The 25,297-nt window shown below is 48.1% G+C and carries 20 protein-coding genes; 8 read left to right on the top strand and 12 right to left on the bottom strand.

The genetic code is table 11. The features are described 5' to 3' along the window. Positions 1–1,893 (bottom strand): BglG family transcription antiterminator, encoded by a 1,893-nt coding sequence (locus BSEL_RS04665; RefSeq protein WP_013171850.1) that lies wholly within the window; start codon positions 1,891–1,893, stop codon positions 1–3. Positions 1,894–2,106: 213 nt separating this feature from the next. Here BSEL_RS04665 and BSEL_RS04660 point away from each other — a divergent pair, with 213 nt between their 5' ends. The 5 genes from BSEL_RS04660 to BSEL_RS04640 all read left to right on the top strand — a co-directional run bounded on the left by BSEL_RS04660 (position 2,107) and on the right by BSEL_RS04640 (position 8,459). After that, positions 2,107–3,885: a helix-turn-helix domain-containing protein gene (locus tag BSEL_RS04660; protein WP_013171849.1), complete on the top strand. Its 1,779-nt coding sequence runs from the start codon at positions 2,107–2,109 to the stop codon at positions 3,883–3,885. A gap of 230 nt (positions 3,886–4,115) precedes the next feature. Continuing rightward, on the top strand, positions 4,116–5,402 hold the full coding sequence (locus tag BSEL_RS04655; protein ID WP_013171848.1) for a Zn-dependent hydrolase: 1,287 nt from the start codon (positions 4,116–4,118) through the stop codon (positions 5,400–5,402). Between the two features lie 26 nt (positions 5,403–5,428). Further along, positions 5,429–6,538 carry a TRAP transporter substrate-binding protein gene (locus tag BSEL_RS04650; RefSeq protein WP_013171847.1) on the top strand — a complete coding sequence of 370 codons (1,110 nt, stop codon included), beginning with the start codon at positions 5,429–5,431 and terminating at the stop codon, positions 6,536–6,538. Between the two features lie 141 nt (positions 6,539–6,679). Beyond that, the gene (locus BSEL_RS04645) at positions 6,680–7,210 is read left to right on the top strand and encodes a TRAP transporter small permease (protein ID WP_013171846.1); all 531 of its coding nucleotides are present in this window, start codon (positions 6,680–6,682) and stop codon (positions 7,208–7,210) included. Further along, positions 7,188–8,459, top strand: coding sequence for a TRAP transporter large permease (locus BSEL_RS04640; RefSeq protein WP_013171845.1), 1,272 nt, complete (start codon positions 7,188–7,190; stop codon positions 8,457–8,459). Before BSEL_RS04645 ends, BSEL_RS04640 begins: the two co-directional genes overlap by 23 nt. Before the next feature lie 87 nt (positions 8,460–8,546). Here the strand turns inward: BSEL_RS04640 and BSEL_RS04635 are convergent, their stop codons facing one another. Both BSEL_RS04635 and BSEL_RS04630 read right to left on the bottom strand, forming a co-directional pair. Beyond that, positions 8,547–9,254, bottom strand: a complete 708-nt coding sequence (locus BSEL_RS04635) for an N-acetylmuramoyl-L-alanine amidase (protein ID WP_083769629.1) — start codon at positions 9,252–9,254, stop codon at positions 8,547–8,549. 105 nt (positions 9,255–9,359) lie between these two features. After that, positions 9,360–10,808: a phosphotransferase gene (locus tag BSEL_RS04630; RefSeq protein WP_013171843.1), complete on the bottom strand. Its 1,449-nt coding sequence runs from the start codon at positions 10,806–10,808 to the stop codon at positions 9,360–9,362. Positions 10,809–11,063: 255 nt separating this feature from the next. On the opposite strand from BSEL_RS04630, the gene BSEL_RS04625 reads away from it, so the two are divergent. Further along, on the top strand, positions 11,064–12,431 hold the full coding sequence (locus tag BSEL_RS04625) for a hypothetical protein (RefSeq protein ID WP_013171842.1): 1,368 nt from the start codon (positions 11,064–11,066) through the stop codon (positions 12,429–12,431). Positions 12,432–12,511: 80 nt separating this feature from the next. On the opposite strand, the gene rbsK is transcribed toward BSEL_RS04625, so the two are convergent. From rbsK to BSEL_RS04605, 4 genes are all read right to left on the bottom strand, one after another. Continuing rightward, positions 12,512–13,384: a ribokinase gene (rbsK, locus tag BSEL_RS04620; RefSeq protein ID WP_013171841.1), complete on the bottom strand. Its 873-nt coding sequence runs from the start codon at positions 13,382–13,384 to the stop codon at positions 12,512–12,514. Positions 13,385–13,539: 155 nt separating this feature from the next. After that, positions 13,540–14,532, bottom strand: a complete 993-nt coding sequence (locus BSEL_RS04615) for a hypothetical protein (protein WP_013171840.1) — start codon at positions 14,530–14,532, stop codon at positions 13,540–13,542. Then, positions 14,532–15,764 (bottom strand): glycosyltransferase family 2 protein, encoded by a 1,233-nt coding sequence (locus BSEL_RS04610; protein ID WP_013171839.1) that lies wholly within the window; start codon positions 15,762–15,764, stop codon positions 14,532–14,534. The genes BSEL_RS04615 and BSEL_RS04610 overlap by 1 nt, the downstream gene beginning before the upstream one ends. A gap of 1 nt (position 15,765) precedes the next feature. Further along, positions 15,766–16,536, bottom strand: a complete 771-nt coding sequence (locus BSEL_RS04605; RefSeq protein ID WP_013171838.1) for a hypothetical protein — start codon at positions 16,534–16,536, stop codon at positions 15,766–15,768. An 885-nt stretch (positions 16,537–17,421) separates the two neighbouring features. Between BSEL_RS04605 and BSEL_RS04595 the strand changes: the two genes are divergently transcribed. Continuing rightward, on the top strand, positions 17,422–17,601 hold the full coding sequence (locus tag BSEL_RS04595; RefSeq protein ID WP_013171837.1) for a hypothetical protein: 180 nt from the start codon (positions 17,422–17,424) through the stop codon (positions 17,599–17,601). 682 nt (positions 17,602–18,283) lie between these two features. Here BSEL_RS04595 and BSEL_RS04590 read toward each other — a convergent pair. The 3 genes from BSEL_RS04590 to BSEL_RS04580 all read right to left on the bottom strand — a co-directional run bounded on the left by BSEL_RS04590 (position 18,284) and on the right by BSEL_RS04580 (position 21,864). Continuing rightward, positions 18,284–18,739 carry a hypothetical protein gene (locus tag BSEL_RS04590; RefSeq protein ID WP_013171835.1) on the bottom strand — a complete coding sequence of 152 codons (456 nt, stop codon included), beginning with the start codon at positions 18,737–18,739 and terminating at the stop codon, positions 18,284–18,286. A gap of 45 nt (positions 18,740–18,784) precedes the next feature. Next, positions 18,785–19,651, bottom strand: a complete 867-nt coding sequence (locus BSEL_RS04585) for a DUF6612 family protein (RefSeq protein ID WP_013171834.1) — start codon at positions 19,649–19,651, stop codon at positions 18,785–18,787. 902 nt (positions 19,652–20,553) lie between these two features. Next, positions 20,554–21,864 carry a CAP-associated domain-containing protein gene (locus BSEL_RS04580; RefSeq protein ID WP_408643031.1) on the bottom strand — a complete coding sequence of 437 codons (1,311 nt, stop codon included), beginning with the start codon at positions 21,862–21,864 and terminating at the stop codon, positions 20,554–20,556. 952 nt (positions 21,865–22,816) lie between these two features. On the opposite strand from BSEL_RS04580, the gene BSEL_RS04575 reads away from it, so the two are divergent. Continuing rightward, a complete protein-coding gene (locus BSEL_RS04575) occupies positions 22,817–23,959 on the top strand; it encodes a response regulator (protein WP_013171832.1) in 1,143 nt (380 codons plus the stop codon). A gap of 264 nt (positions 23,960–24,223) precedes the next feature. Here BSEL_RS04575 and BSEL_RS04570 read toward each other — a convergent pair whose 3' ends face one another. Together BSEL_RS04570 and BSEL_RS18340 are read right to left on the bottom strand one after the other, a co-directional pair. After that, on the bottom strand, positions 24,224–24,898 hold the full coding sequence (locus BSEL_RS04570) for a class A sortase (RefSeq protein WP_013171831.1): 675 nt from the start codon (positions 24,896–24,898) through the stop codon (positions 24,224–24,226). 140 nt (positions 24,899–25,038) lie between these two features. Next, a complete protein-coding gene (locus BSEL_RS18340) occupies positions 25,039–25,281 on the bottom strand; it encodes a zinc-finger domain-containing protein (RefSeq protein WP_083769511.1) in 243 nt (80 codons plus the stop codon). Positions 25,282–25,297: the final 16 nt, after the last annotated feature.

The raw sequence follows: 25,297 nt of genomic DNA, 5'->3' as shown, positions 1-25,297 counted from the left end.
TCATCCCTCCGTTAATCCTGTTGTGGTCCAGTCAAGGAGATCCTTGACCTTCCTTTCATTCATGAAAATCTGATACAAATACTGCAGCTGCGGGATATGGGCGTCTTTGTCCGGGGTTGCCATGAACAAAACCGCCGTCGAATGCAGCTTGCCTTCCACCACATACGGCTCTTTCAGCTGTACGAGACTGAACCCTGCCTTCAGGACGTGATCCGAGTTGCCGTGAATAAAGAGCAGCCCCGGAATGATTTCGTACAGATACTTCTTTTGAAACACCGTATGATGAATGTCGTCATAAAACCCTTCCGTGACGAGGCCGTCGTCTTCAAGAAGCGAAATGCCTTCGTCCATGATCTGTTCAAGCCGGTCCGGGCCTTTTGCAGCGGAGACCACCATGCGCGATTTCGGGATGACTGCGTGAATGGAATGCTCAAGTCCCTTCTCATTCGTTGAATCCCGGTTTCTTACGGTGTTGCTGATAAACTGTTCAATCTTTTTGATCTCTTCCTCATTGATCACCGGCTTGACCGTGATATGCGGGTACGGACAGTCTTGCAGCGTCACTGAAGTGACGATGAAGTCCGGTTTGTCCCACTCTTCCACGTCTTCAAGCTCTGAGATGGCCATCGTCCGTTTCACTTCCACCTGAGGAAAATGCTTCATCAGAGATACGGTGAGCAGACGACTGGCTGCCAGCCCGCTCGGGCAGACAACCCAGATGTGGTACCGTTCATTTTCAAAGGAGGCAATTTCATAAATGGCAGCAAAACTGATCGCCATCGGGATCAGGCTGTCAGTCTGATCGCCGACCTGCAGGACGTCCGTCTCCCGGAGCGCCTCCTCTAAATGAAACAGAATAAACGGGTACTGCTCTTCTATTTTGCCCCGCAGGGGGTGCATATACGTGATGTCATGTGCCTGAGCGGCGTTCAATGCCCGCCACTCGCGGTGAACGTCTTTCAGCTGCTTCTTGCCAAAGTGTGTGATGCCCATCCGCTTGGAGAATGCTTCGATAAACGTCATGAATGACTCGTCATCTTTGATTTTGCCTTCATAAGGGAGCGTCAGACCGCCGGTAGCGAGGAGATACAGCCACGCGAACGCCGTTTCCGCAGGTTCCATGTGCACGTCAAGGGCTTCTTTCAGCTCATCCCAGAGTCCCGTAAAGGCTTCACCAGGCGCTGTGTCTCCAAAGTCCGTCCCGTCTGCCAACAGCGCTCCGCTCCTTGTCCGCTGGAGGGACAAGGCAAAGATCCGGCTCATCGCAGTGGGATCGAGATGTGCCACGCGCCGCTCACTGACAATCGTTTCGACGGTCTTGAGATCCTTCAGGGAGAGATCCGGCCAGTTCAGGTTCGGAAGCGGATTGACGGTGTCCCAGGTTTCTTCAAGCTTTTCCATGAGGGATAACAGAAACAGCCGCCTGCTTTTCTCCGTTCCGGTAAAGCGGAACCCTTTTCGGCCCCGTTCGAGCTTCAGATCGAAACGTTCACAGCTCTTTTCAATCTGGGGCATATGCTGCAAGACGGTGCCTTTACTGACTTCGAGCTCTTCAGCGATGATACGGAGGCTGAGCCATTCATTGGCCATGGCGAGCTCATGGCCGATGAGAAGAAACCGCTCCTCCGCCGATCCCGCCCGTTCTTCAAACTGCATCGTGTCATACAATTCCTTGAGGGCTTCTGCGTCCGGGTGCGTGTTCAGTTTCCACATGCCTTGTCCACTGACGTGTACCAGTTCGATCTCATGCTCGGAAAGCAGGTCGGAAATCATCTCCAGATCGTAACGGATCGTCCGTTCACCGACCCCGAACAAGGCCTCCATATCCTTAAACTTGATCGACGTTCGCCCGTTCAGAATCATCTTGATAATTTGCCGTCTCCTGTCGTTCATCTGCATCCCCCCTTTCGTTATATTGATTATATACCGGAACCTGCAAAATAATGAATACGCTTACAGACCGAATTCGTTCAAAAATTGTTGAAATGTTCTGAACGCCCCCTCACTCAATCCCCGCCATGACAGGATTCCCGGCGTTCCGTCTCTTGCAGACATCAGACCGGTGTACTATGATAGAGACACCGAAACGAAAGGAGAGCGGTCCTTATGAGCACAGAGCGTAAGCTGATGAGTCTCATCAATTCATCCCGTGTCCTGAACTCCACACTCGATATTGACGAAGTGCTGCATCACCTGATCCAGGAAGTACTGAACGTCATAGACGGTGCCAATGCGAGCATCCTGTTTCTCTATGACAAGCGGCACGATCACCTCTATGCAAAAGCCGCCATCGGCTTTGACATGCACCATCTTCAGCACGTCAGACTGAAGCCCGGTGAAGGCATGAGCGGCTATACCTTTCAGATGAAGAGCGCTCAGATCTTCCGCTCATCAAATCAGACCCATGCCCATATGGCCAACATCCCCGACGAAGCAAAAGCCATTTATGCGAAATCCCTTGGCCGCTACAAAGTTCCCGACAGCGCCCTGTCCGTCCCACTTATGATCAAAGGGGCCTGCATCGGGGTATTGACGGTGGACATTTACGAAAAGCCGACGGCCTTCGACGACGAAAACCTCCGCCTCCTTGAAACGTTCGCCACCCAAGCCGCCGTAGCCATTGAGAACGCGACGATGTTCTCCCAAAACGAGCGGACTAGCAAAATCCACCGGGAGCTGAGCCGTGCTGCGCTCACGCGAGGCGGGATCGGTACGATCATCCAGAGCCTCTCCGGCATCGTCAACCTCCCCGTCGTACTCTTTAATGAATTCTTTGATCTCCTTGACGGGTCCGACTCGGCTGCGATTGCCACGGCACGGTCGCTCATTGAAAAGAAGAAGACCCATCTGCATCAGTACATCTCACCCGATCAGATCCAGTCCCTCTTCGGCCAGGACGGTGATCAGCCGATTGAAGCGGTCTTCTTTCCTCTGAACGCCAACGACCGGACCGCGGGTTACGTCATGATCCTGCTTTCGGACCATGCCTTCATCGACCCCGTTGATCAGTTTGCCATTGAACAGACGAGCATGGTCTTCACCATGGAGATCCTCCGGAAAGAAAAAGAATCCATTAACGACTGGCGGCACTCAAGCATGATGCTCGATCACATCCTGCACGGGGAGTGGAACCATCAGGTCATCTCGAACCTTGAGAATCTGCCTGTCTTCACGAACCCCAACGCCGGTATGGTGATGGTTCACCTGCAGCTCGATATTTCAAACGTCCAGTTCGGCCAGTTTCAAGCAAAGAAGGATCACGTCTTAAGGATCCTCGCCCGGAAGGTGGGAACGCACCGATGTCAGGGATTTCTCCTCGAAGAGACACGCTCGGTCACCTTCCTCTTCATGATCCCCGCCCACCTCGATGCCCGTAACGCCTACGAAAGCATCGGGACCCTCTTCACCGATGTTGCTGAAAGTCTCCACGCCAGCCGTTCTCTCTCCATCAAAGCGGGGCTCAGCCGGCTCGTCACCGAAGTCAGCGGGCTTCGTCCTGCGTATCAGGATGCCGTCAAAGCCGTCGAATATCTGTTTAAATTACAGACCGCCCGTTCTGTCCTCACCTACGATGAATTAGGCATCGAGCGCCTCATGCTCAACACCCCGTTTCAGGAAATGGACAGCTTCGTTACAGATACCATCGGCCCCATCGCCGCCTACGACGCGGCCCACGATGCCGACTTGCTTCTTACATTGAAGACATACCTCGAGTCCACAAGCAACATGGCCCTTACCGCGAAGAAATGCTTCGTCCATGTGAATACCGTCAAATACCGCCTGCAGCTCATCAAGGAACTGACAGGGATCGCCGACCTGAGTGGGCGAAAAGCCTTTGAGCTCCAGCTCGGTATCTATGTCCATGAGCATCTTGAGAATCGCTGAATGCGAAACAACCACCTTTCCGGGCCTTCGGATCGGTGGTTGTTTTCTGTCCGCCACGCGCCATTTCATTGCAAAACACCAATAAATCTGTTGTCAGATTCCCTCACCTTGTCCACTACCGACAAAAGAAACATCGAATGATTGTGCTTTCAGGCCATTTTAAATAAATCTGAACATTCCTATAATTCTATACATACAAAAAAACACGTCGCACGAAACAGGAGGGAATCATGTTCGATCAACTTATGCGTGATTACGATCCCGCCCATACCCATTCCGGCATCAACGGCGAGCGCCTCGCAGCCCGTTTTGATGCACTGTCCAAAATCGGGCTCGGCGAACACGGCAGCTGTAACCGCCTCTCGTTCTCGAAAGAAGAACAGGCCGCCAAAGAACAGGTCATGGCCTGGATGGAAGAAGCCGGCATGACCGTCTGGCAAGACGGCGCCAACAACGTCATCGGCCGCATCGAAGGCTGCGAGTCTGAGCGCATCATCATGTCCGGCTCTCACCTCGACAGCGTGCCCCAGGGCGGCCAGTTCGACGGGCCGCTCGGAGTGTTGAGTGCCCTTGAAGTCGCCCAGGCCTGGACGGACGAAGGCTACACACCAAAGAAAAGCTATGAAGTTATCGTCTTTACCGACGAAGAAGGCGCCCGCTTTAAGTCCGGGCTCTCAGGAAGCCAGGCCATGACCGGCGAATGGCGCCGGGAACAAAAACTCAGTCTCACCGATGATAACGGCCAGAGCTTCGAAGACGTCCTCCGTGACAACGGCCTGTCACTCACTACCTTCGCTTCATCCAAGCGGGACTTCTCCTCGGTCGACGCCTTCGTCGAAGTCCACATCGAACAGGGAAAACGCCTTGAACAGGCGGATCTTCCTGTCGGGGTCGTGCAGGGCATTGCAGGTCCGTCCTGGCTCGACGTCACCTTCACAGGTGCCGCCGGCCATGCAGGCAATACGCCGATGGATGACCGCAAAGATGCACTCATTGCCGCAAGCCAGTTTATCAGCGCCATTGAATCCCTCCCAAGTGATTACAGCGACTCTGCCGTCGCCACCGTCGGCCAGCTCTATGTCAAACCAAACGGTGTCAACGTGATCCCCGGGGAAGTGAGCCTCACCGTCGATATCCGGGATATTCATAAAGAATCAAGAGACAAGCTGAGGGACCGGATCAAAAGCGTGGCTGACAAGATTGCAGAAAGACGAGGTTTAGGTGTCACTCATAAAGAAGTGATGTACGAAGATCCGGTGCCCGTCAAAGACGATTTCCAGCAAAAAGCCGCGAAAGCCGTGGAGCATGTCACCGGAAAACCGGCATTCTTCCTCCCGAGCGGCGCCGGTCACGATGCGATGATCATCGGCAAAAAAACCGACATCGCCATGCTGTTTACAAGAAGCAAAGACGGCATCAGCCATAATCCGAAAGAATGGTCGTCCCTGAACGACTGCGTCATCACCGTGCACGCTCTGAAACACCTGCTCGAAGAACTGACGGCAGACCCTGCCTGATATTACCTTTTGAAAGGATGATGAACATGAAGAAATCAGTACTGAGTCTCGTCGCAGCCTCCGCCGTTGTCCTCGCTGCCTGCGGGGTTGAAAGCGGACAGAACAACGGAAACAACAACACAGACAATGCAGACAACAACACCAACACAGCCGCAAACGATACGGACGATGCCAATGAGAACAATGATGGAGCCACGGAAGACGTCGAGGTGGAATACGAATGGCAAATCGGCTGGAACTCGGGTCTTGACGGTGACTCCAAAGGGGAAGCGGCGAAAGCCTTTGCCGAATACGTAGAAGCTGAATCCAACGGGCGCGTGGAAATTGAATTCTTCCCGAACGAAACATACGCCACCTCACCGGAAATGATCGATGCCGTTCAGGTCGGTGCCCTCGATATGGCCCTGCCTGGTGCCAACGAGCTCGCCGGTCTCATTCCGGAATACGCGGCACTGTCCCTGCCGTTTTTGACAGAAGGATTTGAAGAAGCCCATGCCGTACTCGACGGACCCGTCGGCGATGATCTGAAGGCCCTCGGCCGTGACGTCGGTTTTGAAACACTGAACGATGTGGAAATCGGCTTTGCCCAGATTACGAACGACGTCCGTCCGATTGAAACACCGGAAGATGTCCAGGGTCTCTCCATCCGATCACCGAACGACGTGAGCCTGATTGAGACGTTCAATGCCCTCGGTGCATCCGTCTCCACGATGGCCTATACGGAACTCTACAGCGGGCTGTCCCAAGGCGTCATCGACGGCCAGTTCAACCCGATGCTCAGTATTTATGATCAGAACATGCATGAAGTCCAGGACTACCTCGCCGTCACGAATCATACGTACTACTACTCCTACTTCATCATGAATGCCGACCTTTTCGACAGCCTTGATGAAGACCTCCAGGAGATCGTCCGTGAAGGCTCCGTCCGCGCCCGCGACGCTGCCCGTGATTTCATCGGCTCTGAAGAAGAAGCGGCCCTTGAACGCGCCGAAGACGAGTTTGAAGTCGTTACCTATCCGGATCTTGAACCGTTCCAGGAAATTGTCCTCTCCGTATACGATGAAGTCGCAGACGTCATGGGTGAAGAGATCATCCAGTCCATGCAGGACTTCCTTGAAGAATACCGGAACCAATAACCAGCCATGTGCAGGTGAGCCGGGTCGCCACCCGGCCACCTGTTTTCCCTTTCACACACATGGCCTGACCCGTTGAATCACCGCACTCAGCCTGTTCATATGCTAGAGTCCATCTACCCTGAAACATAAGGAGGGATATACATGACCGATCAACCGGATACAGGATGGTTCAACCGGATCATCAACGGGTTTGAAGCCTTATCATCCATTCTTCTCGCACTTCTGACCATCGTCGTCTTCGGCGAAGTGCTCAGCCGCTATGTCTTTCAGCTGCCCCTCGTTTTCTCAAACGAGCTGACACTGATTCTGTTTCCCTGGATGATTTTCCTCGGGGCCGTAGCCGTAACGAAGGATGACGGGCACCTCGCCGTCTCGTATTTCAGAGACCGTCTGCCGTACGCCTATCAAAAAGGCCTTTATCTGTTTTCCAAAGTCATCATGCTCAGCTTCTCCGTCGCCATGGCCTACGCGAGCTGGCGACTGGCGGATAACGTTTCAAATCAGCTGATGCCTGTCTTGCGCATTTCCCGGTCGTGGCTGTCCATCTCCATTACCGTCAGCTTCATCGCCATCAGTCTTGTGCTCATCCGACAGATTTACTGGATCATGACCGATCGGATGAAAGTGCCTACAGAGGAGGATTTAGCCGATGATCTGGATCATGATTCTTAGTTTTTTCCTGTTAATTGTGCTCGGCATCCCCATTGCCTTTGCCATGGGGGCTTCGGCTTTATTTTATTTTCTCGTCTCCGGCATTCCGATGGAGATGTTCGCCCAGCGCTTCTTCTCCAACACGCAGTCCTTTGCGTTTCTAGCCATTCCGTTCTTTATTCTTGCCGGTAACCTGATGATCCACGGCAACATCGCCCAGCGCATCATCGGGGTTGCCGATGCCATGGTCCGTCAGCTCCCTGGCGGCCTCGGGTGCGTCTCCGTCGTGACGAGTATGGGTATGGCCGGGGTCTCCGGCTCCTCGGTCGCCGATGCCGCCTCCACCGGGAGCGTCCTGATCCCGGAGATGAAACGAAAAGGCTACAGCGCCCGCTTTGCCGCGGCTATCAACGCCTCGAGCTCCGTTGTCGGCATCATCATTCCGCCAAGTTCGACGATGATCATCATCGCCTGGCTCGCGAACCTCTCCGTCGGGGAAATGTTCATTGCCGGGATTATCCCCGGACTCCTCGTCGGGCTCTTTTACCTCGGCACGACGGTACTCATCGCCCTGAAGCGGGGCTATCCGTCCGAGAGTAAGCCGACGCTCAGGGAATTTGCCGGCCAGCTCCGTCACGCCGCTTTGGCCCTACTGTTGCCGGTCATCCTGATCGGGGCAATCGTCACCGGCGTGGCCACGGCAACTGAAGCCGCGTCTCTCGCCGTCGTCTACGCCCTCATCATCGGGCTCTTTGTCTACCGGACTTTGAATCTGACGAACATCATCGCCTCACTCCGGGACACGGTCCGGGGCACGAGTATCGTCATGATCACCATCTGTGCGTCGATGATCTTCACCTGGGTCCTGATCTCGGAAGGCATTCCGCGGATGATCTCAGACGCCCTGCAGGGGCTCGGACTTCCGGGCTGGGGACTCCTTCTCGTGATGATCCTCATCATGCTCATCTTCGGGATGATCATGGAGCTCGTACCGAATCTGTTTTTATTCATCCCAATCTTCATGCCGATTGCCACAGACGTCATCGGAATGGACCCGATGCATTTCGCACTCGTCATGCTCGTGACCCTGGCTCTCGGGATGTTCACACCACCGGTTGGTGCGACGCTCTTCATTTCGTGCTACATTGCCAAGGTCAAGATCGAACAGACGACGAAGGATATCCTGCCCTACTTCGCCGCAGGGATCGCCGTTGTTCTGATCATCTCGTTCCTGCCGTTCACGATTCTCTGGCTTCCAAGCCTGTTTTAAGCGTACAGACGCAAAAAAAGCCGTACACCAGCGCCCCTCAAGGCACCGTGTACGGCTTTTTCTGTCTGAAAACGTACATATTAACGTTCACTGGATGAACGCATCGAACCCCGCCTCTTTCAGCCTGCGGAGCTGATCCTTCGCTTTCGCCTCTGAAGAGAAGGCCCCCGCCTGCACCCGAAACAGCTTGCCCGGTGCTGCGTCCGGCGTCTTCCTCACGGTCAGCCGCACCGATTTCCCGAGCTCGGCCCTGACGTCACGCCGAAACGAATCCACCGATTCCCCGTGACGGGCGAACCAGTGCATCACGTCCTGATGGGCGCTCGCAATCCCCTGGCGATTCCCTTCCGTGTGATCGATGATCGCCGTTTCATTGAGACCGAATTCGCGGCACAACTTCACGGCAAGGGCAACAGTACGCTTCCAGGCCATGCGAAAATACACCTCATGATCCGCCGGGTTGTAGCCCGTCATCCGGCCGTTCTGATCATAGCGAAACCCTTTCGGCTCACAGATCTCAATCCCGATATGCGTATTGTTCGCCGTACCTCCCGCGTGCCAGCCCCGATGATTCCAGGGCAGATACTGCCAAACCGAACGGTCATCGACGAAGGCATGCACACATACCTGCCTCGTCATCTCTCCCGCTTTATACGATTTGTTCCATCGCGAGAACCAGTCCGCCGCCATCACACCCGGTGTGGCCGTTGAGTGAATCATAATCCCCTTTGGCACAATCGTCCGCCCGGCCTGAAAGCAGTCGTTCCCCGTCATGTATTTCGTCTGAATCGTCACATCGATCCCCTCCCCTTCACATGAAACAAGTACCCGCGTTTGTTCATGGAAAGGGAGATGCCGGACGGTTGTCGCATTCATTAACGAAAAACACCCCTCATCTCCCTAACGGGAAACGAGAGATGCCTTGGGCATATACCAATCAAGCAAGGTGGCGATATTCGTGATCTGATCGATATTCTGCCGGATGCTGTCGTTCAGGTATGTTTCCTTTTGGTTCTCCGTCGCGGCCGTAAAATAACGCACCGCCATCATCAGACTCACCACATACATGAACGAGTCGAACGTCATCGACTCCCGGAAACCGGACTTCTCATAATAATGACGGCCTAGGCTCTCGATATCATCCAAACTCCTCAGCTGACCGAGGTACGTGCCGATGTCAAAACCAAAGGGAATGATGCCGCTCACGTCCCAGTCAATGACCTGAATGCCGTCATAGCTGTTCATAAGATTCCCAATGTGGTAGTCGCCATGGGAGAAGACTTCATCCACACCGTCAAAATCCTGTAACAGTGTGTCGAGGTTTTCATAAATTCTCACCATCTTTTGGTTCAGGCTGTCGTCATAGCGGATGAAGCTGTGCTGTATGAGCGTCTCTGTGCTCTTCTTAAGCTGACCGCGCTTCATCTGCACGTAGCTGTGATGGGCCATCGAACCGAGACGCTTCTCATACTCCGGCGTGATATACATCTCATTGATCTCAATCAAGATATCCATCGCCTCTTTATGAAAGGCGATCCCTTTCTTCTCACTCCGCTCTTCGACGAACTGAAAGTACGCCACCTGGAACGATTTCGTCTGAATGATGCCCAGAATAGGCGGGATGTAAGGGCGAATCGGTGCACTGGCATAATAATAGAAGAGACTGCTTCTGAGCAGCGACTCGGATCCTTTCTTTGACGGTTTCTCCATCGCCTTCACACCCTCGTACCAGACGACCCTGAGAAGACTCCTCGGGTGATAGAGGATCTCCATATTCGCGTGATCGGCCTTCTTCTCAAGCTCACCCTTCACGCCGAGACCATAGGAATAGAGTTCCGTGAACCCGAACGTCCGGCAGTAAGCCCAGAATTTATTCTTCAAGTAGTCCTTGTCATCATTGTCTTCGAGATAGGCAAACCAGAAGCTGTTCAGATCATGATCCGGCTGCCACTCCTTCAACGCGATCTCCGTCAAGAGATACAGCACTTTCGCGTTGAGACGGAGATTCAAAATCGCGTAGCCGAGACGTCTCGCCTCTTCAGTCTTGCCGTTTCGGTAGAGGAGATCAGTCATGATCGGCCCGGTATTGAGGTCCATCTCAAGGGGGATGTCTTCCAGGCTATTGCTTTTGCGGAAGTTCTCCTCGGCCCGTTTGAGGTCACCGGACTTCACAAAAAGCCAGCCGAACGCCCGGTAAATGAGCGGTTCCTGCCCGGCTTCCTTAAGGAGCTTCATCAGCTGCTTCTCCGCCTGCTTATACTCCCCGTCACGCCTTAATTCCTGGGCGACGGTCAGGCGCGTATTCAATTCTTCTTTACTGATCTTTTCTTTCTTTTTAAACCAGCGCATCCGGCACCCCCCCCCATTCTCACGTGCACAAATTGATGAAATCGCAGTATATCATACCACACTGTTTATCTCTTTGAAACAGGTTTCTCACACTCGCGACGTGACAATTCCTTTCGTTCAGCCTACCAAAAAATCACGCCTATTACGAATCATTCAGAAGATTGTCACGATTCTCACCACTTTTTAAAAATCAGAAAAATGCATTCTTTTTGAAAGGGAAATCATGTATGATAAAAATACGGGGGAGGGTGTAAAATGAATCAGCATCGGCCAGACTGGCGTCGTTATTTTTACATACTGTACGGCTCGTTATTCGCCGTGTTTCTGATCAATTTCTTTCTCGAAATCCCTGTCGTGGACGTCCTCCTCGGCTGGGCTGCCGTCATCATCCTCGTCATCTCCTGGTTCTTCGCCGGGAAGCTCTTCCGGATCATCGGCGTCCTCTTCGGGTTCGGCGGCATCGTCATGAGCCTCACCGGCGGCGTCCCCTGGTACGACATCCCCGCCCAGACCGGCTCGATGCTGCCGATGCTCGTGTTTTTGAGCGTACTGCCGCTCATGTCGACGGCCTTCAACGCCGGCGGCTACGACAAACGGCTGAGTGACGTCCTTCACACCGACCATAACCGGCTCTCTTCGGTGTACGGACGAAGCCTGCTTGCGACCTATGTCTTACTGATCTTCATCCATTTATCCGCGATTTACGTCACCCAGAATCTCCTCAAAGAAAAGCTCAGCGGCATCCACGTGGATATCCGCAACTCCTTTATCTTGCAGACGACGCTCCGGGCTTTCGCCCTCGCCGTCATCTGGACACCCATGGAAATCATCGTCGGCATCGCCATCGACGCAACCGGCGTCAGCTATCTCGCTTATTTGCCATGGCTGTTGCTTATTTCGTTCATTGCCACGGTGCTTGATATTCTCATCAGCCGCCGGAAATTCGAAAACACAACCATCGAACAGGAGCCGGTCCGTGTGCCGAAGAAGGCGCTCTACCGCTCTTTGGCCAAACTCCTGCTCGTCCTGACGCTGTTTCTCACGATCATCATCGTCGTCACCGACCTGACAGACATCAGCTTCATCATGGCTGTCGCCCTCATCATCGTGCCGTTTGCCTTCCTTTGGTCGTTGGCCATGAAACAGCCCGGCTACTTCCTCACAGAAGGCTGGAGGAGCTGGAAGAGACATACGAACGGGCTTCAGAATTTCGTCGTGCTGTTTCTTTCCCTGCCGCTGTTCTCGGAAGGATTCAATCAGACCGCCGCACCTTTGCTTCTCCGTGATCTCCTTGACCGGGTGTCCGACTACCCGCTTGCCGTATTTGCCTTTATTATTCTCGTTTATTTCTTCTTGGCCATGATTGGCGTCCATCCGATTGCGACCATTGCCATTCTGATCGAAATCATCCGCCCGCTCTTCGTCTTTATGAACCCGATGAGCCTCGGCATCGTCCTCATCGTCGCCGCGATGGCCACGACCTCCTCGGCGCCTTACGGACTGAACGCCACCCTGACGGCCCACAGCCTGAGGATCAATCCGTACCGGATCACGCAGGGGAACTTCCGCTTCTCGATGATGATCAACGCCGTCGCCGTCATGATTGCCTGGCTATTGCTCTGACGAACGCGCAAAGAGCCCCCGCCATCAGCCGTTTTGCTGATGCCGGGGGCTTGATTATGCTGCCGAAAGCTGTTTTATGCTTATGTCGAGAGAAAGCGCGTGACTTGCGCTTCGGTCGGCATCCCTGTTTGAGCCCCCAGCTTCGTCACCGACAGTGCCGCCGCGGCGTTGGCGAAACGGATCGCTTCTTCCGCGGTCCTTCCTTTTGCGAGCTCGACCGCGAGTGCCCCGTTAAACGTATCCCCGGCGCCTGTTGTATCCACAACGTCCACCGTGTGACCGGCGACCTTCTTCTCCATACCGTTCCGGAAAAAACATGCACCTGCTTTCCCCTCAGTCACAATCAGTTTCTGAAGAACCGCCTGAGGCAGATCCCCCATCGCTTTCCGCTCCATCTCATTCGGCGTCAGCCACGTGCATGTCTCAAGAAGTTCATCCGGCAAAACATGGGCCGGCGCAGGATTGAGAAGCACCGGTATATTGTTGTCCTTACATAGCTTCGCGGCATATATCACGGTGTCAAGCGGGATTTCAAGCTGCATGATAACGAGGTCACTCGCAAGAATCCGTTCTGCCTCTTCGTCCACCAATGCCCTGTCCACGCGCCCGTTCGCACCCGGAACAACGAGGATCCGGTTATCCTGTTCAGAGAGGACGATGGATGCGACACCTGAAGAGACGCCGGATACACGCTTTACCCCCGCCGTTGCGACGCCCTCTCGTTTGAGATTCTCTGTCAGCACGTCTGCGAAAGGGTCGTCCCCGACAGCCCCGATCATCGAGACCCTCGCCCCGAGCCTTGCCGCGGCAACGGCCTGATTCGCCCCCTTACCGCCGGGGATCATCTGAAAGGCGGTACCCATGAGCGTCTCACCCTGATCCGGCGCCCGCTCTGCTTCTGTCACCATATCCATATTGATACTGCCAATCACCGTAATAACCGGTTTCGTCATCCCATCATCTCCCTTTATTCCATCGAAACTTGACTCAATCGTTCTTCACATAACTATTTCGCCATTCCAGACAAGATCCCCTGTCGAATCAGCACAGAAAAAAGATTCCATCAACAAATAGGCGACGATCCTGTTTGATGATGGTTGCACAGGTATCAATACTCAAACGGTTCAATAAAGCCGTAGAGATCAAAAAAATGAACGTCTTCAAAGTTATCGAAGGAAGCACTGAGGGCTGTTCGCCGTTTGTCTGCGACGTCGGCAAGGTCCCGGTCTCCCCGCAGTTCCGCGTAAGTCATCATCAAAACATAAACAGAGACGGATTCAATACCGTTCCCTGAACTATCCGCAGACCGGAACCGGCCACTGATAACCCCTTCATTCGTCCACTCTTGATTCAGCCACTCATGAAACGATGCTGTGTCGAGACCCTGTCGCTCCATTTCAATCAAGATCAGAAACTGATCGACCATATGCACTTCTTCCTGAGGAAGAAAAGTTCCTTCCGTTCGGTCGTATATAAGAGGTATGAAAGGATCCATCCTGTCCGCAGCTTCTCTGAGAATCGTAGTATATGCCTGTGTTTGTGTCGCCTGCCCATAGCTTAAAATCAGCCGTTCGCTCGATAATCCATAAGTCCAATCATAAAAATCTGCCAACCACCCCTCTTCAGTTAACTGCAGCCGCTCGATTGTCGCAAATAAGTCTTCAGCCAGTTCTTCTAAAGCAGCGTCCTGAAAGAATGCAGCCCCTTCTCTGAGCACACTGATAATACGCAAATCATCAATCAACGCGTTTACTGTCGCTTTCTCGCCATTTTTGAGCTTCCAGGGAATAAACACATCGTCTTCTTGCCACACAAGCCATTCATCTTTGAGAACGTCAACCTGTTTCATAAACCGTGTTTCATCTTCTGCATGGAGGGCCTGTTTCAAATAGAGCCCCACGGTTTCAGAGAGATACTGTTCTTCCGGTGCCCGGCCGTAAGTTCGAATGAGGCCGGTGGGTGATGTGTAGGAGTCCTCCACAATCCCAAACCACATTTCGCGATCCATAAATGCTTCTCGTTCCCCCCAATAAACCGTTATTGCAATACCCGCTATAATCAAAGCCATCAACGTGACCGGTAACCAGCCATACCGCTTCATCAGAACATCCGCTTTCTGAAACGGCGCGTCTTATCCCAACCAATCACTTCACGGCGAATCCATGTCTTCCACAAATACATGCCTGTACTTCTTGCCAGAAGGATGACAAAAAGTTGTGCATAGGTAAAATACATGATGACCGCAGTGAACACATTTACCGGCGTTACATTTTCATCTGTGACAATCGCACCGATCAGCTGCGACGTATAAACGACATAACTCATAAACCAGAACATCAGTATCGGAGCCGCGTACACCGGTGTAATCAAACCAAAGAGACTCAACACGAAAAATACATGTGAAAAAAGCAGCAGCAAAGCAAAAAAGAGATATACCGTCACATGCTGAATCGCATGATAGAACGCCTTTCGCCGCCAAAACTTTGTCGATAAAAAGACCTTTTCCAATAAATACAGATTTCCGATCAGCCAGCGTGTCCGCTGCTTGATGAACGTCTTAATGGTCTCCGGCTCCTGTTCCCAGGTACGGGACTCCGGCACAACCGGCAGTAAATACCCCTCGGACGTCAAACGGATCGTCAATTCCGCATCCTCTGCGAGGGCATTCACATCATAGCCCCCCAAATCATCAATCACCTGCTTACGAATAAGCATATTCGTCCCGGCAAGAGACCCTAGCTGAAACAATTGCCAGCGGCCACTCTGCATCAAAAGCTGAAACACTTGAAATTCCAGTGCGATCATTCGCGTCAGCCAGTTCGTGTCGGCGTTCTGTGTCTTGACGTACCCGACGGCACCCGCAGCCTTTTCTGTCGATTCCGCCGCATGAACGAGTTGAATCACTGCATCTGACTCAGGCTGATTGTCGGCGTCATACACAAGGAAGTACTCAGAATCAATCAGGGACAAGCCGTAATTCAACACCCGGGATTTTCCTTTTGGCTCCCCGTCCGGAACCCGGATCAGATGAATCCTTGAGAACACCTGCGCGAAAGCCGAACCAATGTCAGCCGTATCATCTGTAGAACCGTCATCCAAAAGATACACATTCAATTCACCGGGGTATCTTAATCTGCTCATCGCACTCAGCGTATCTTCCATTACAATGCCCTCATTATGAGCAGGAATCAGAATACTGACAGACGGATACCGATCCAGCGTAACAGGGGATTTCTTTTTGACCCGGTAATAGATACCGGCAATCGTCAACGTGGAGTAATACAGAAGAAGCATCCAGAAGAAACTCATGATTAAAATCAGGATCACATTCATCTCAGGCCCCCTGTTTTCCAGAAACCGAGTCCAGTGCCGCCATCAGAGATCCCACCGGAAAAACCTCAAAGGAATAAGGGAGGTCACGAAAGTTCAAATGTTGGTGCATACGTTCTTTCACCCGGTTATTCACCACGTCTACACCCCGATGGTCCGTATTCTGAAGCAACACGACAACCTCACGGTCAGACAGGGCATGCACGAGGTCAAAATCATCTCTGACAGAGTCCAGACAAATATCCACAAACGCTGTCCGCAGTGATTTAACCGTCTGTTCGGGTACTGAAGGATGCATCCGGAAATGAATCAGCCTGCCTTCCTCACTCCGTCGCTTCATCGCCACTTCAACCGATGTACCCCTCTCGACAAATTCCTGATAAGACAGCGCCCTTCCCCCCTCTTCATATTTTTCAAGGAGCGCGATCTTCTCCCGCATCACATTTACTTCATCAGCCACCGTTCGGGCATAGTGAATCAGTAACCAAAGGATCACCAGCGTTGCCGTCATAAGAAGATGACTCGCCATAAACAGATACTGTCCTTCGTTGAAGATCTGTTCCATCTGAGAGTAGAGAGTCAATCCGAATCCGTAAATGAGAGAGACGGCGATAAGGATCATAAAATTGATCTTCGTCCGGTTCACCATCATGACCAGCACGGCCACAACAGTCAAGACAACGTTCATGATCGTAAACATCTGAGGCAAAAGCAGATGAAACAGCACAAAGACACCTAAAAGCACAAGCAGCAGGTACATTTTTTGATGATTCATTCAGCCATCTCCCCTTTGGAAAAAATAGACTTCTTTATATACTCCTAAATATAGCGTTTATTCGACAAAAGTCAACAAAAAACTCTCTTTTTTGAATGACTGTGTTGGCTTACCCACTATTTCCATTTTGCATCTGCATGCCGGTCAAGAATCAAGAAAAAATGGTTCCCAGGCCGACCAGCTTCACTGATTAGAAAAACCCCTGGGACATGAAGCTCATCCCCAGGGGTCTTGTTCCTTCATAATATAAATTGGTCTATCCTTCTGCCATGAGGTACAGCGTATGCACCGTCTCCCAGTTCTGCATATCACTCCTGTGGTATTCGCCATTTATCCAGCGTTCAATCTGATCATCGTAATACCCCTCGTAGTCGCCGGCTCAAGTCCGACAATCTGATACCCTCTGTGCGGTCCACTCATATCATGTGCGAAGCGCAAGCTCGCCCGCAGTTCACCACATCGCTGTTGCGGAGGATACTCTCCGCTTACAAGTGTTATTCAGGACTGTTAAATGAGGATTTTATTTGGAACGAGTCGGATTCAACATTACAACACCTCATTCTTTAACGATGATCCTGATCAATCTGTCAAAGATAAGAATCCCTTGAACCTGATCCTCGAAATCAACAACATTTGCGCAGACCGAAAGCCGATGATGAATTCCGAATCGCCAACGCCATCGAAATACGCATTCGAATGATGTAGTTGTCCTAAGATTTGTTACCCTACTCTATTTTGAATACCCGCCAGTCAGCGCCTTATTCAGACACTTCTTTTACAATTAAACAATGAACTGCATTTTCGCAAATCAGAAAAGCGTAAAAGATTTTGTAAAGATTCACCTGATAAAGTTTGATGTAATCCGCTTTGAAAGGGGGTTTTACAATGAATGACTACTTATTGATCGTGTTAGATAGTGATGGTAATGAATTTACTGATTCATCAAAAATTCACCAAAATGTCCGTTTTCAATTTAACTTCAAGGATTTTCAAAGTGCCATACACGAATATGAAGTGATCAAATCTTACCGGAATGACTTATCCGTAAAAATCATCAGACGCTGAAGATATTCTCTTTGGTATTCATCATGTTTCAATAAATAAAAAGGGGGATGTAAATCATGAGGCAGAGTAAAGTATTACTTGAGGAGACAAACGAACATAAAAACAAGTACAAGTTCACAAATCTGTTAGTCAAATTATTTATGACAATTTGCATTATTGCCGCCTTCGCCGGTTTTATATACTTCAGCTGGCAAGCTGGCCAGTCTGGTGCAGATTGGTTTTTCAGACTGTAACATCAGCCTTTTGATTCTGTATGAAAAGAGCTCGATAAGGCCTCGTTCTTACTCCCTTATTTCACTGAAGAGAGATACTCGCTAGTTCCCTCTCAAATACCCATATCCTTAAACAAGCATCCGTAACATTTTCAACTGCACGGATGCTTGTTTTAAAGTTATTCTGTGATTGAAGATACACCAAAACCCTGAATCCTGCACTCGATATTTGTCGGAACGTTTAATTACGCATGTATCCTTATATGCCAAGTTGCCTTTTCCCTGCGACAGCATTTCGGACTTGTCTGAGACGTGTTTTTCAGATTAAGACAATTTATCATTACTTTCAAAACCTCATGCAACCCCATTTAAGAAAATCTCCTCATGTTTTGATATGATTTGATTTTTTAGTTTTTCAGCAAATTCTATATTTATCAAATAATCCGATGAACCGCACATCCGAATCCAGCTTAATCCCAACAATTGAAAATTACGCCTCCGTATGTCGAAACACTATGTTTTTCAACGGCTTTTTTTTCTGCGATATTTAAGTCCGAGTTTTCCAGTGCGTTCGCAGGAAGTGGCGAATTGAGTATATCTGTAGTCAAGACAAAATAATATGGCTCAAACTCCTCGATTAGTAATAAAGGGGGGTTTTTAAATTCAATACAACCAAGTTCAACCTGTGATGCAAATGCAAGGAAAGGATAATGGCGGTTCATTAAAACATAAACCGCTTCTCCCCCCACTTCCAAAAAGGCATAGTAAAAATTAGCAGGATAATAAGGAGGAATAAAATCAATCATACGCCCTCTTTTTCGTAATACCGCGCAGTTACATATTTTTTTGAATTCTGTGCCATTCATTTCAGGTGGACAATTCTTTAAAGAATCAAAATAACCAGTAATGCCGTTGGGTAGTTCCATATCATATCAACCTTTCTTTGCTAGAATCAAATCAATTGATTATTGTCAGTCTTGAAAGGCTTTACGAGAATGAGGAATGACCTCCATCGGTACTTGGGCTTGCAACGAGCGATTGAGTTCAGACCACTTCATTTCAACTACTCTCTTTGCCAGTATCTCCTGATCGATCATGTCCAAGTACAGATATAAACTCAGAATCCCTTCTTCAAGAATAAAAGTGTCCCGGTTCACAAAAAGAGTAGCCTCGAAATATTGTATGCCCATATCTGGGTAAGCCTCCAGCAGATCCAAATCATCTGTTGAACTGTCAGTATTTCGAACGAGAGAACTCAGGTTATCCACTAAATCCTCTTCTTGAATCCATTCATTTGTCAATTTAATAATATAGTGTCCGTTAAACTCATCGATGGTTACAGATTCTGCATAATGATGAAATAATTGAAGCATCTGCAGCTCTTTCATTTGAACTTCAACCGAATAAAGAGGATCTTGTGCCACCTCATCTGCATAGAGCATCCATGTCTTTCTTCTTGGTTCTTCTGCTGAAAATCCCTTCTTTTCATCAAAACTCATCCGGTAGTGTTTTACCGGAGCTTCGTATACGGTTGCTCCGAATACATCGAGCTTTTCAAGTTTTTCCGTTACTGTCTGCCTTACATGAAAAGGATCTGCATTAAACTCTACAACCTGATTGTAATTCGATCGGATTCCTGTGGCTTCGGACAAGAAGTCCATTTGTTGGAATGTATCGATGGTCATTAGATAAGAGTGAACCTGTTCCATAGCCCGTTCCGTTTGCCCTAATACATCTATGACAAAAACCTCATCGGCATCATCCCTCTGATTTCCGCCATTGAATAGCAGAACCGAAATAAAGAGCAGAATATGAAACATGATGGTGACTCGCAGCATTAGTCATTCTCCTCTCTAATTTATGACAAACTAAAAGTTCAAGGTTCAATTGATACATATATCGTTATTTATGTCTGAATAAGCCTATCACATCTCCACTAAACAAATTCTATACATCTCTCAAATAGGGTTTCCGAATGATTAATGACCCTTAGAAGACTTCATTCCAAATGAATCAGAAAAGACCGCACCCGTAAATTTGGATGCGGTCTTTTTGAGTATTCGATTTAACATTTCTTCGAAATCAAGATCAAAACAATTTGTAATGAACAGTAACTTATTCTCTTGTCATCAATGATCAGAAACACTAACAGTAATCTCAACATGATTCCAAGGGGTTTAGATGTAGATCATACACATGGAGAAATACTTCCCGGCTTTGGCTCAAAGCTGTATTGAAAATCTTCAATTATTTTTCTGTTTTAATGCTAACACTCTTCCAATTTATTCAAATCAAGCAGGGTGACTGAAGCCCATTTCCAAATCGTATTAATGAACGGCCTCACAGTCCTCGCTTGATTGAAAAAAATATTCGAACCGGTTTCCCGTTGCATAAAATAAAGACATTTTAAGAAAATGTATAGTAATGATGGTTTATGATAAGGAAAATAGTGATTTGCTCTGAAGGTCTGTGGTTGCCGTTCATAACCGATTGCGGACTGACAGTAAGAACATATCACAAGCATTATTACATGTTGTTGTTCACTTCAATAGATTGAGTTCAAAGATTACTTCCCCTACCCAAATGAGCTCTCTCTAGAGGTGAAGAACAATTGTGAGCCCTGCCGGGAAATTCACATTTGTATAAGCTCTTCTTGAGGGGGAAGGGCTTATACAAGCATAAACTTAAGATCATGAATAAAATCTTGATACGTAATAGAAATCAAGATAGAGAGTCATCGTCATCGGATAAATTTCTGAGTATAATAAGAACCTGATACACCGACTCCCACTTCGTTCAAGGACGGATTCAGCAGCGCTTTTCTGTGACCTTCACTGTTCATTAGACCTGCATTGGCATTGATCGCGTCATCAAACCCTCTGGCTATGTTTTCGTTAACCTCTGTAGGTAAACCCGCTGCTTTCATCCTGTCCCAAGGGTAACCCGAATAGGCAGATTCATGAGAAAAAAACGCAAAGTTTCGCATATCTTTTGAGTGATTGTATGCCACACGGCTGATGTCTTGACGCAGCTTTAACACCCCTATATTGCGTTTGTATCGATTCACATTCATAATATCAAACATAATCCGCTCGTTAGCACGATTCAACTGATTTTGCCGATGCAAGGGCAAAGGTTCCACCTCGTGCATGAATTGTGCGTCAGAATAAAAAGAGTAGGTAAACCCGAAAGGGCTCGTTTTCACAAATGTATCTTCATTCATTGCACGCATACCAGTCAAACGTCTTTGTTCATGTAAATCAAAATAAAACCTCACGATATGTTTATCTACTCGGGCATAATAGCTTTCAACCTCCTCGCCAACAGGGTTTTTCATTGTATATGCAACCCTATGACCCTCCACATTAATGGACGGTTCCATGGTGAAATCCTCTGTAATGCGTTTAAATGAATCATTCACTGATACGTCATGTATCATATATTGATCTGACAGTGTATATAATTCTTGGACTTCTCCTTCTGAAACAGCAACTTGAATATACTCTGACAGCGAATGATTATATATCCACCACTCATAGCCTAAATTATGAATTTCTTTACGATAGGGTTCTCCAAGTAACGTGATAACCTCTTCAAATGATGCGCCAGGCATAATCGTCTCCAATGACGTCAAAGGGTTTGAAGCCTCAACGTTTTTTTGCTCTGTCAGTTCAGGAGAGATATACGAATGCTCTGTCTGCGGCTTATTTAAATAAATAGTGAAGTGACCATTTGATGCCCTTGTATAGTCGATCTTAGAACCAAGAAATTCACTTACAAACCGCAGCGGAACAAAATTCCTTTGATAAATCGACGAGTATACCGTATCTGTATCCACTTTCTTACGCTCACCGTTATAAATAAGCTCACGACTGTTCATATATAACAAGATTTCTTGAGTACTGTTTGAAATCAACACACTTCCATCACTTGCATTCCATGTCACCTCTGCGCCTAAATTCTCGGATACAAAACGAACAGGAACCATCGTTCGCCTGGCTTCGTTTAAATACGGTTCAGCATCATCAAATGTCACTTTGTTCCCGTTAATGAAAAGACTAAATTTGATTTATTGGTATTTTCTGTATGTTGGTTAAAGATAAGCGGAAATATACTCGCATTAATGATGATTAAAACCAGTTGTTTTAAATTTATAACCTTGGACTTGACAGATTTCACGCAAATCTCTCCCCTGCTTAAGGAAATTAAAAAACATATAGAATGTTCCCATTATATCTTCATTACTTAGCAAAAAGACTCTCAATCTCGTTTTCAGATTTAAATGCAATACTACGCCATTGACCTGCCATCATGTTACCGTAATTACAGTTTTTAAGTGCAGCGCTCTATAGAACCTTAGTTATGTGATCATTAACATTGTTGATCCACGTACTCGCGTGTTTTAAGTTTATCTTACCCATACTAACGGTAGATCAAAAATAAACTGATGAACACCAAATAAATACATAAAGTCAAAGGACACGATTTATCTCACTATGGAAATAGGGAGGATTCGCGCCAAGATTCCTAAACTAAAGCATCTGGATTTCAATCTATTTAAAAATCAATATATTGAAATGGAATTTATTACATCCTCCAATTCGTGCCCACCAAAGAATTCAGCGATATCACTATCTGAACTCCAACTATAATCAACTACTGTATATGAAACTTCTTCAATCAATGGATATAAGAAATATACTATTTGCATTAGTGTCTTATACGATAAATTATATGATTCGCCGTTGTTCTTGTAATCCAAATACGACACTTTTACATCATTTATCCTACACACCGCTTCATTTAATTAGATTTTTTCCTTCCGAGAGAAAATAATTACTTTTATCAGTGTTATTATTTGCATTACTCTCGATTTTCATGTTTTTATTAAAAACTCTGTATTTTCCGACAAATAAAAGTATAATAGTAATATAGAATACCTTTTGGTCGTCTATGTTAAATTGTGCACATATGTAACCAATACGACAGAGAGGTGATGTTTTGTGAATATTGTTGCCGTCGACGATGAGCAATTGGCTCTTGATTATATCAAAGCACTGTTAATCAGAGATAATCCAAATCATCATATTCAGTGTTTTTCATCAGCCACTGAAGCCCTTCAGTTTCTTAAGGACAAAGACAATGCAACAGAGACGGTTTTTTTGGATATGGAAATGCCTGATATGCAGGGACTAAAATTAGCAGAAGAGATATCTGCGATCAATTCGGAAATTGATATTGTATTTGTAACAGGTCACAGAGAATTTGCCGTTGAAGCCTTTGAACTTGGAGTAAAAGATTACTTGATCAAACCCATGAACTTTGAGCGTCTCACAAAGGCCCTGTCGCGTGTGAAAGAAAGACAGGACAACTTGCCTGAACCCGCTTTGGAGTCATCGGAGCATAAACTCCATATTCTTTTAAAAAACGGCATCAGCATCACAGACCAGTCAGGAACGAACAACGAAATCCGCTGGCGTACAGGAAAAGCAAAAGAAGTCTTTCTGTATTTGCTTCACTACCAAAAGAGGACGGTGTCAAAAGCTGAAATTCTCGAAGTGTTTTGGACCGATTATCCGATCGAAAAGGCATTTTCACAGCTTTACACCATCATTTATCATATTCGAAAAACACTTCAGCCTTATAAAGATCATTTACATTTAATGAATATGGATGAAGGTTATCGACTGGTCACATCTAACGTCACAATCGACGTATTGGAATGGAAACAGATACTCAGAAATTCAGGGGACACTATAACGAAAGATCTTGCAAACCACCTGCAGCAAACTCTTAATTCCTACGAGGGAGACTACCTTACGTACAGCAACTTTCTCTGGCCTGAGGAAGAACGAACCCAACAGCAAGCGTTATGGCGTGATAAATCCATCAAGCTCGCTGCTTATTTCGAAACGAATAACAGCTTGGAAGACGCTGTTCAATTATACCAGAAAGTCCTTCATCGCCACCCTCTGGATGAGGACATCCATCTCCTGCTCATGAAACTCTATGCAAAAAATAAGCAGACAGGTTCAGTAAATGATCAATTCCAAAAATTACTATCCACTCTAAAAGACGAGCTGGGTGTTTCCCCTGATCCAGGGATAATCAAATGGTATGAGCAGTGGCTGAACCGGCAATCCTGAATTCAGACATGATCGTCCATTCCAAGGAGAAACACCCCATATGCTTACTGTACCCTTTATTCACCTCAATCACTCTTGAGTGAAAACCATGTATAAAAGCTTAAAGCAGCCTGTCTCCGATGTGAAGATAGGCTGCTTTAAGCTTTTATTTTCCCATGATCCGATAAGGTTCGTCTCTCGAGCTGTACCGTATACACGCTGTAAATCACGATCGGACGTATCTGAATGGTCAGTCACTGAGTTTTCAGTCAAAGAGACTTTTCCTCATTTCTCCTTATTACGAGAAACCGATGCGTAAGAAATCGTTTCAGCCAATTCACCCTGAATAATAATCCGATCTGATCCATCAGCGCTGTAACAGCTGACCAATGTAACCATCACGACACCATCCACATCCTCTATCACATCAATCCGGTCCGGATCTACAATTTCCCTGCTTATCATGCGATAGACATAAATCATATCTTTATCTGTAACATGAATCTCATCCCCGATTTCCATATATCTGATTGGTGCGAACAGCTGATTTGGATTTCTTGAATTATGCCCGGCCAAAGCATAGTTTCCTTCGCCCATCTGCTGGTCCGGCTTCATCGTGCCGATCCCCGCTTTCAGCACCTCATGATTCGTCCCAAGGAGAACCGGCAAATGGACATCCACTGACGGAATCATGATTTCACCGATAGCATGTTCATGATTCAAATCGATAAAAACAGACAATGCGTTCAGACTGTCTACACTGTCATAGTCAAACAAATCCTCTTGAAGCGCGACGGTTTCTCTGTTATTTCGGTAGTCTTCATGCGTGAGTCCAAAGAGTTCTTCATGTGCCTGCTTCATGATCACAGGTCCAATCACATGGTTCATCGCCGGTTGCCAAAAAAGGAATGTCAGTCCAGTTAAAATAAACAGAGAAGCCATGATAATACGATAGTTCATTTTTACACCTCAACAATCTGAATTCGATCCGTATTAAAAAGAAGAGGACCTGCGCTGGCGATCTGCCAAGCCGAAAAATGATCCGTACTCATACAAAATAACGTTCTTTGTGATCTCAGCTCATGTTTACACACACCCGATCATTCCTTTTTTTCCTGCCTCTCAAGCGTTTGGCGTGTGAGCTGACGTCCAATTTCTCTCAACTGTTCGCCTACAGGGCATTCTTTGAAACAGTATGGTGTGCCTCCTTTTTGACAGGATCGGCAAAAGGTCTCATCTAGCTCCGTTTGAAGGCTTAACAATTCCAATCTTAATTTCTTGTCAATTTTAGGCACGTCTACCTCTTCCCTTCCTGCTCGACATGATCCGAAAAGAATACACATATTCTGCTAAAAACAC

The sequence above is a fragment of the [Bacillus] selenitireducens MLS10 genome (assembly GCF_000093085.1).
Classification (GTDB): domain Bacteria; phylum Bacillota; class Bacilli; order Bacillales; family Salisediminibacteriaceae; genus Salisediminibacterium; species Salisediminibacterium selenitireducens.
Note: the sequence above shows the minus strand (reverse complement) of the source record. Positions and strands in the feature narration are given on the sequence as shown.

Coding starts and splice junctions, on each gene's coding strand:
- BSEL_RS04595 (WP_013171837.1), top strand. CDS start 17,422: ATGAATGACTACTTATTGATCGTGTTAGATAGTGATGGTAATGAATTT.
- BSEL_RS04570 (WP_013171831.1), bottom strand. CDS start 24,898: ATGAACTATCGTATTATCATGGCTTCTCTGTTTATTTTAACTGGACTG.
- BSEL_RS04655 (WP_013171848.1), top strand. CDS start 4,116: ATGTTCGATCAACTTATGCGTGATTACGATCCCGCCCATACCCATTCC.
- BSEL_RS18340 (WP_083769511.1), bottom strand. CDS start 25,281: ATGTGTATTCTTTTCGGATCATGTCGAGCAGGAAGGGAAGAGGTAGAC.
- BSEL_RS04665 (WP_013171850.1), bottom strand. CDS start 1,893: ATGAACGACAGGAGACGGCAAATTATCAAGATGATTCTGAACGGGCGA.
- BSEL_RS04625 (WP_013171842.1), top strand. CDS start 11,064: ATGAATCAGCATCGGCCAGACTGGCGTCGTTATTTTTACATACTGTAC.
- BSEL_RS04650 (WP_013171847.1), top strand. CDS start 5,429: ATGAAGAAATCAGTACTGAGTCTCGTCGCAGCCTCCGCCGTTGTCCTC.
- BSEL_RS04610 (WP_013171839.1), bottom strand. CDS start 15,764: ATGAATGTGATCCTGATTTTAATCATGAGTTTCTTCTGGATGCTTCTT.
- BSEL_RS04660 (WP_013171849.1), top strand. CDS start 2,107: ATGAGCACAGAGCGTAAGCTGATGAGTCTCATCAATTCATCCCGTGTC.
- rbsK (WP_013171841.1), bottom strand. CDS start 13,384: ATGACGAAACCGGTTATTACGGTGATTGGCAGTATCAATATGGATATG.
- BSEL_RS04630 (WP_013171843.1), bottom strand. CDS start 10,808: ATGCGCTGGTTTAAAAAGAAAGAAAAGATCAGTAAAGAAGAATTGAAT.
- BSEL_RS04585 (WP_013171834.1), bottom strand. CDS start 19,651: ATGCTGCGAGTCACCATCATGTTTCATATTCTGCTCTTTATTTCGGTT.
- BSEL_RS04590 (WP_013171835.1), bottom strand. CDS start 18,739: ATGGAACTACCCAACGGCATTACTGGTTATTTTGATTCTTTAAAGAAT.
- BSEL_RS04605 (WP_013171838.1), bottom strand. CDS start 16,536: ATGAATCATCAAAAAATGTACCTGCTGCTTGTGCTTTTAGGTGTCTTT.
- BSEL_RS04615 (WP_013171840.1), bottom strand. CDS start 14,532: ATGAAGCGGTATGGCTGGTTACCGGTCACGTTGATGGCTTTGATTATA.
- BSEL_RS04640 (WP_013171845.1), top strand. CDS start 7,188: ATGATCTGGATCATGATTCTTAGTTTTTTCCTGTTAATTGTGCTCGGC.
- BSEL_RS04645 (WP_013171846.1), top strand. CDS start 6,680: ATGACCGATCAACCGGATACAGGATGGTTCAACCGGATCATCAACGGG.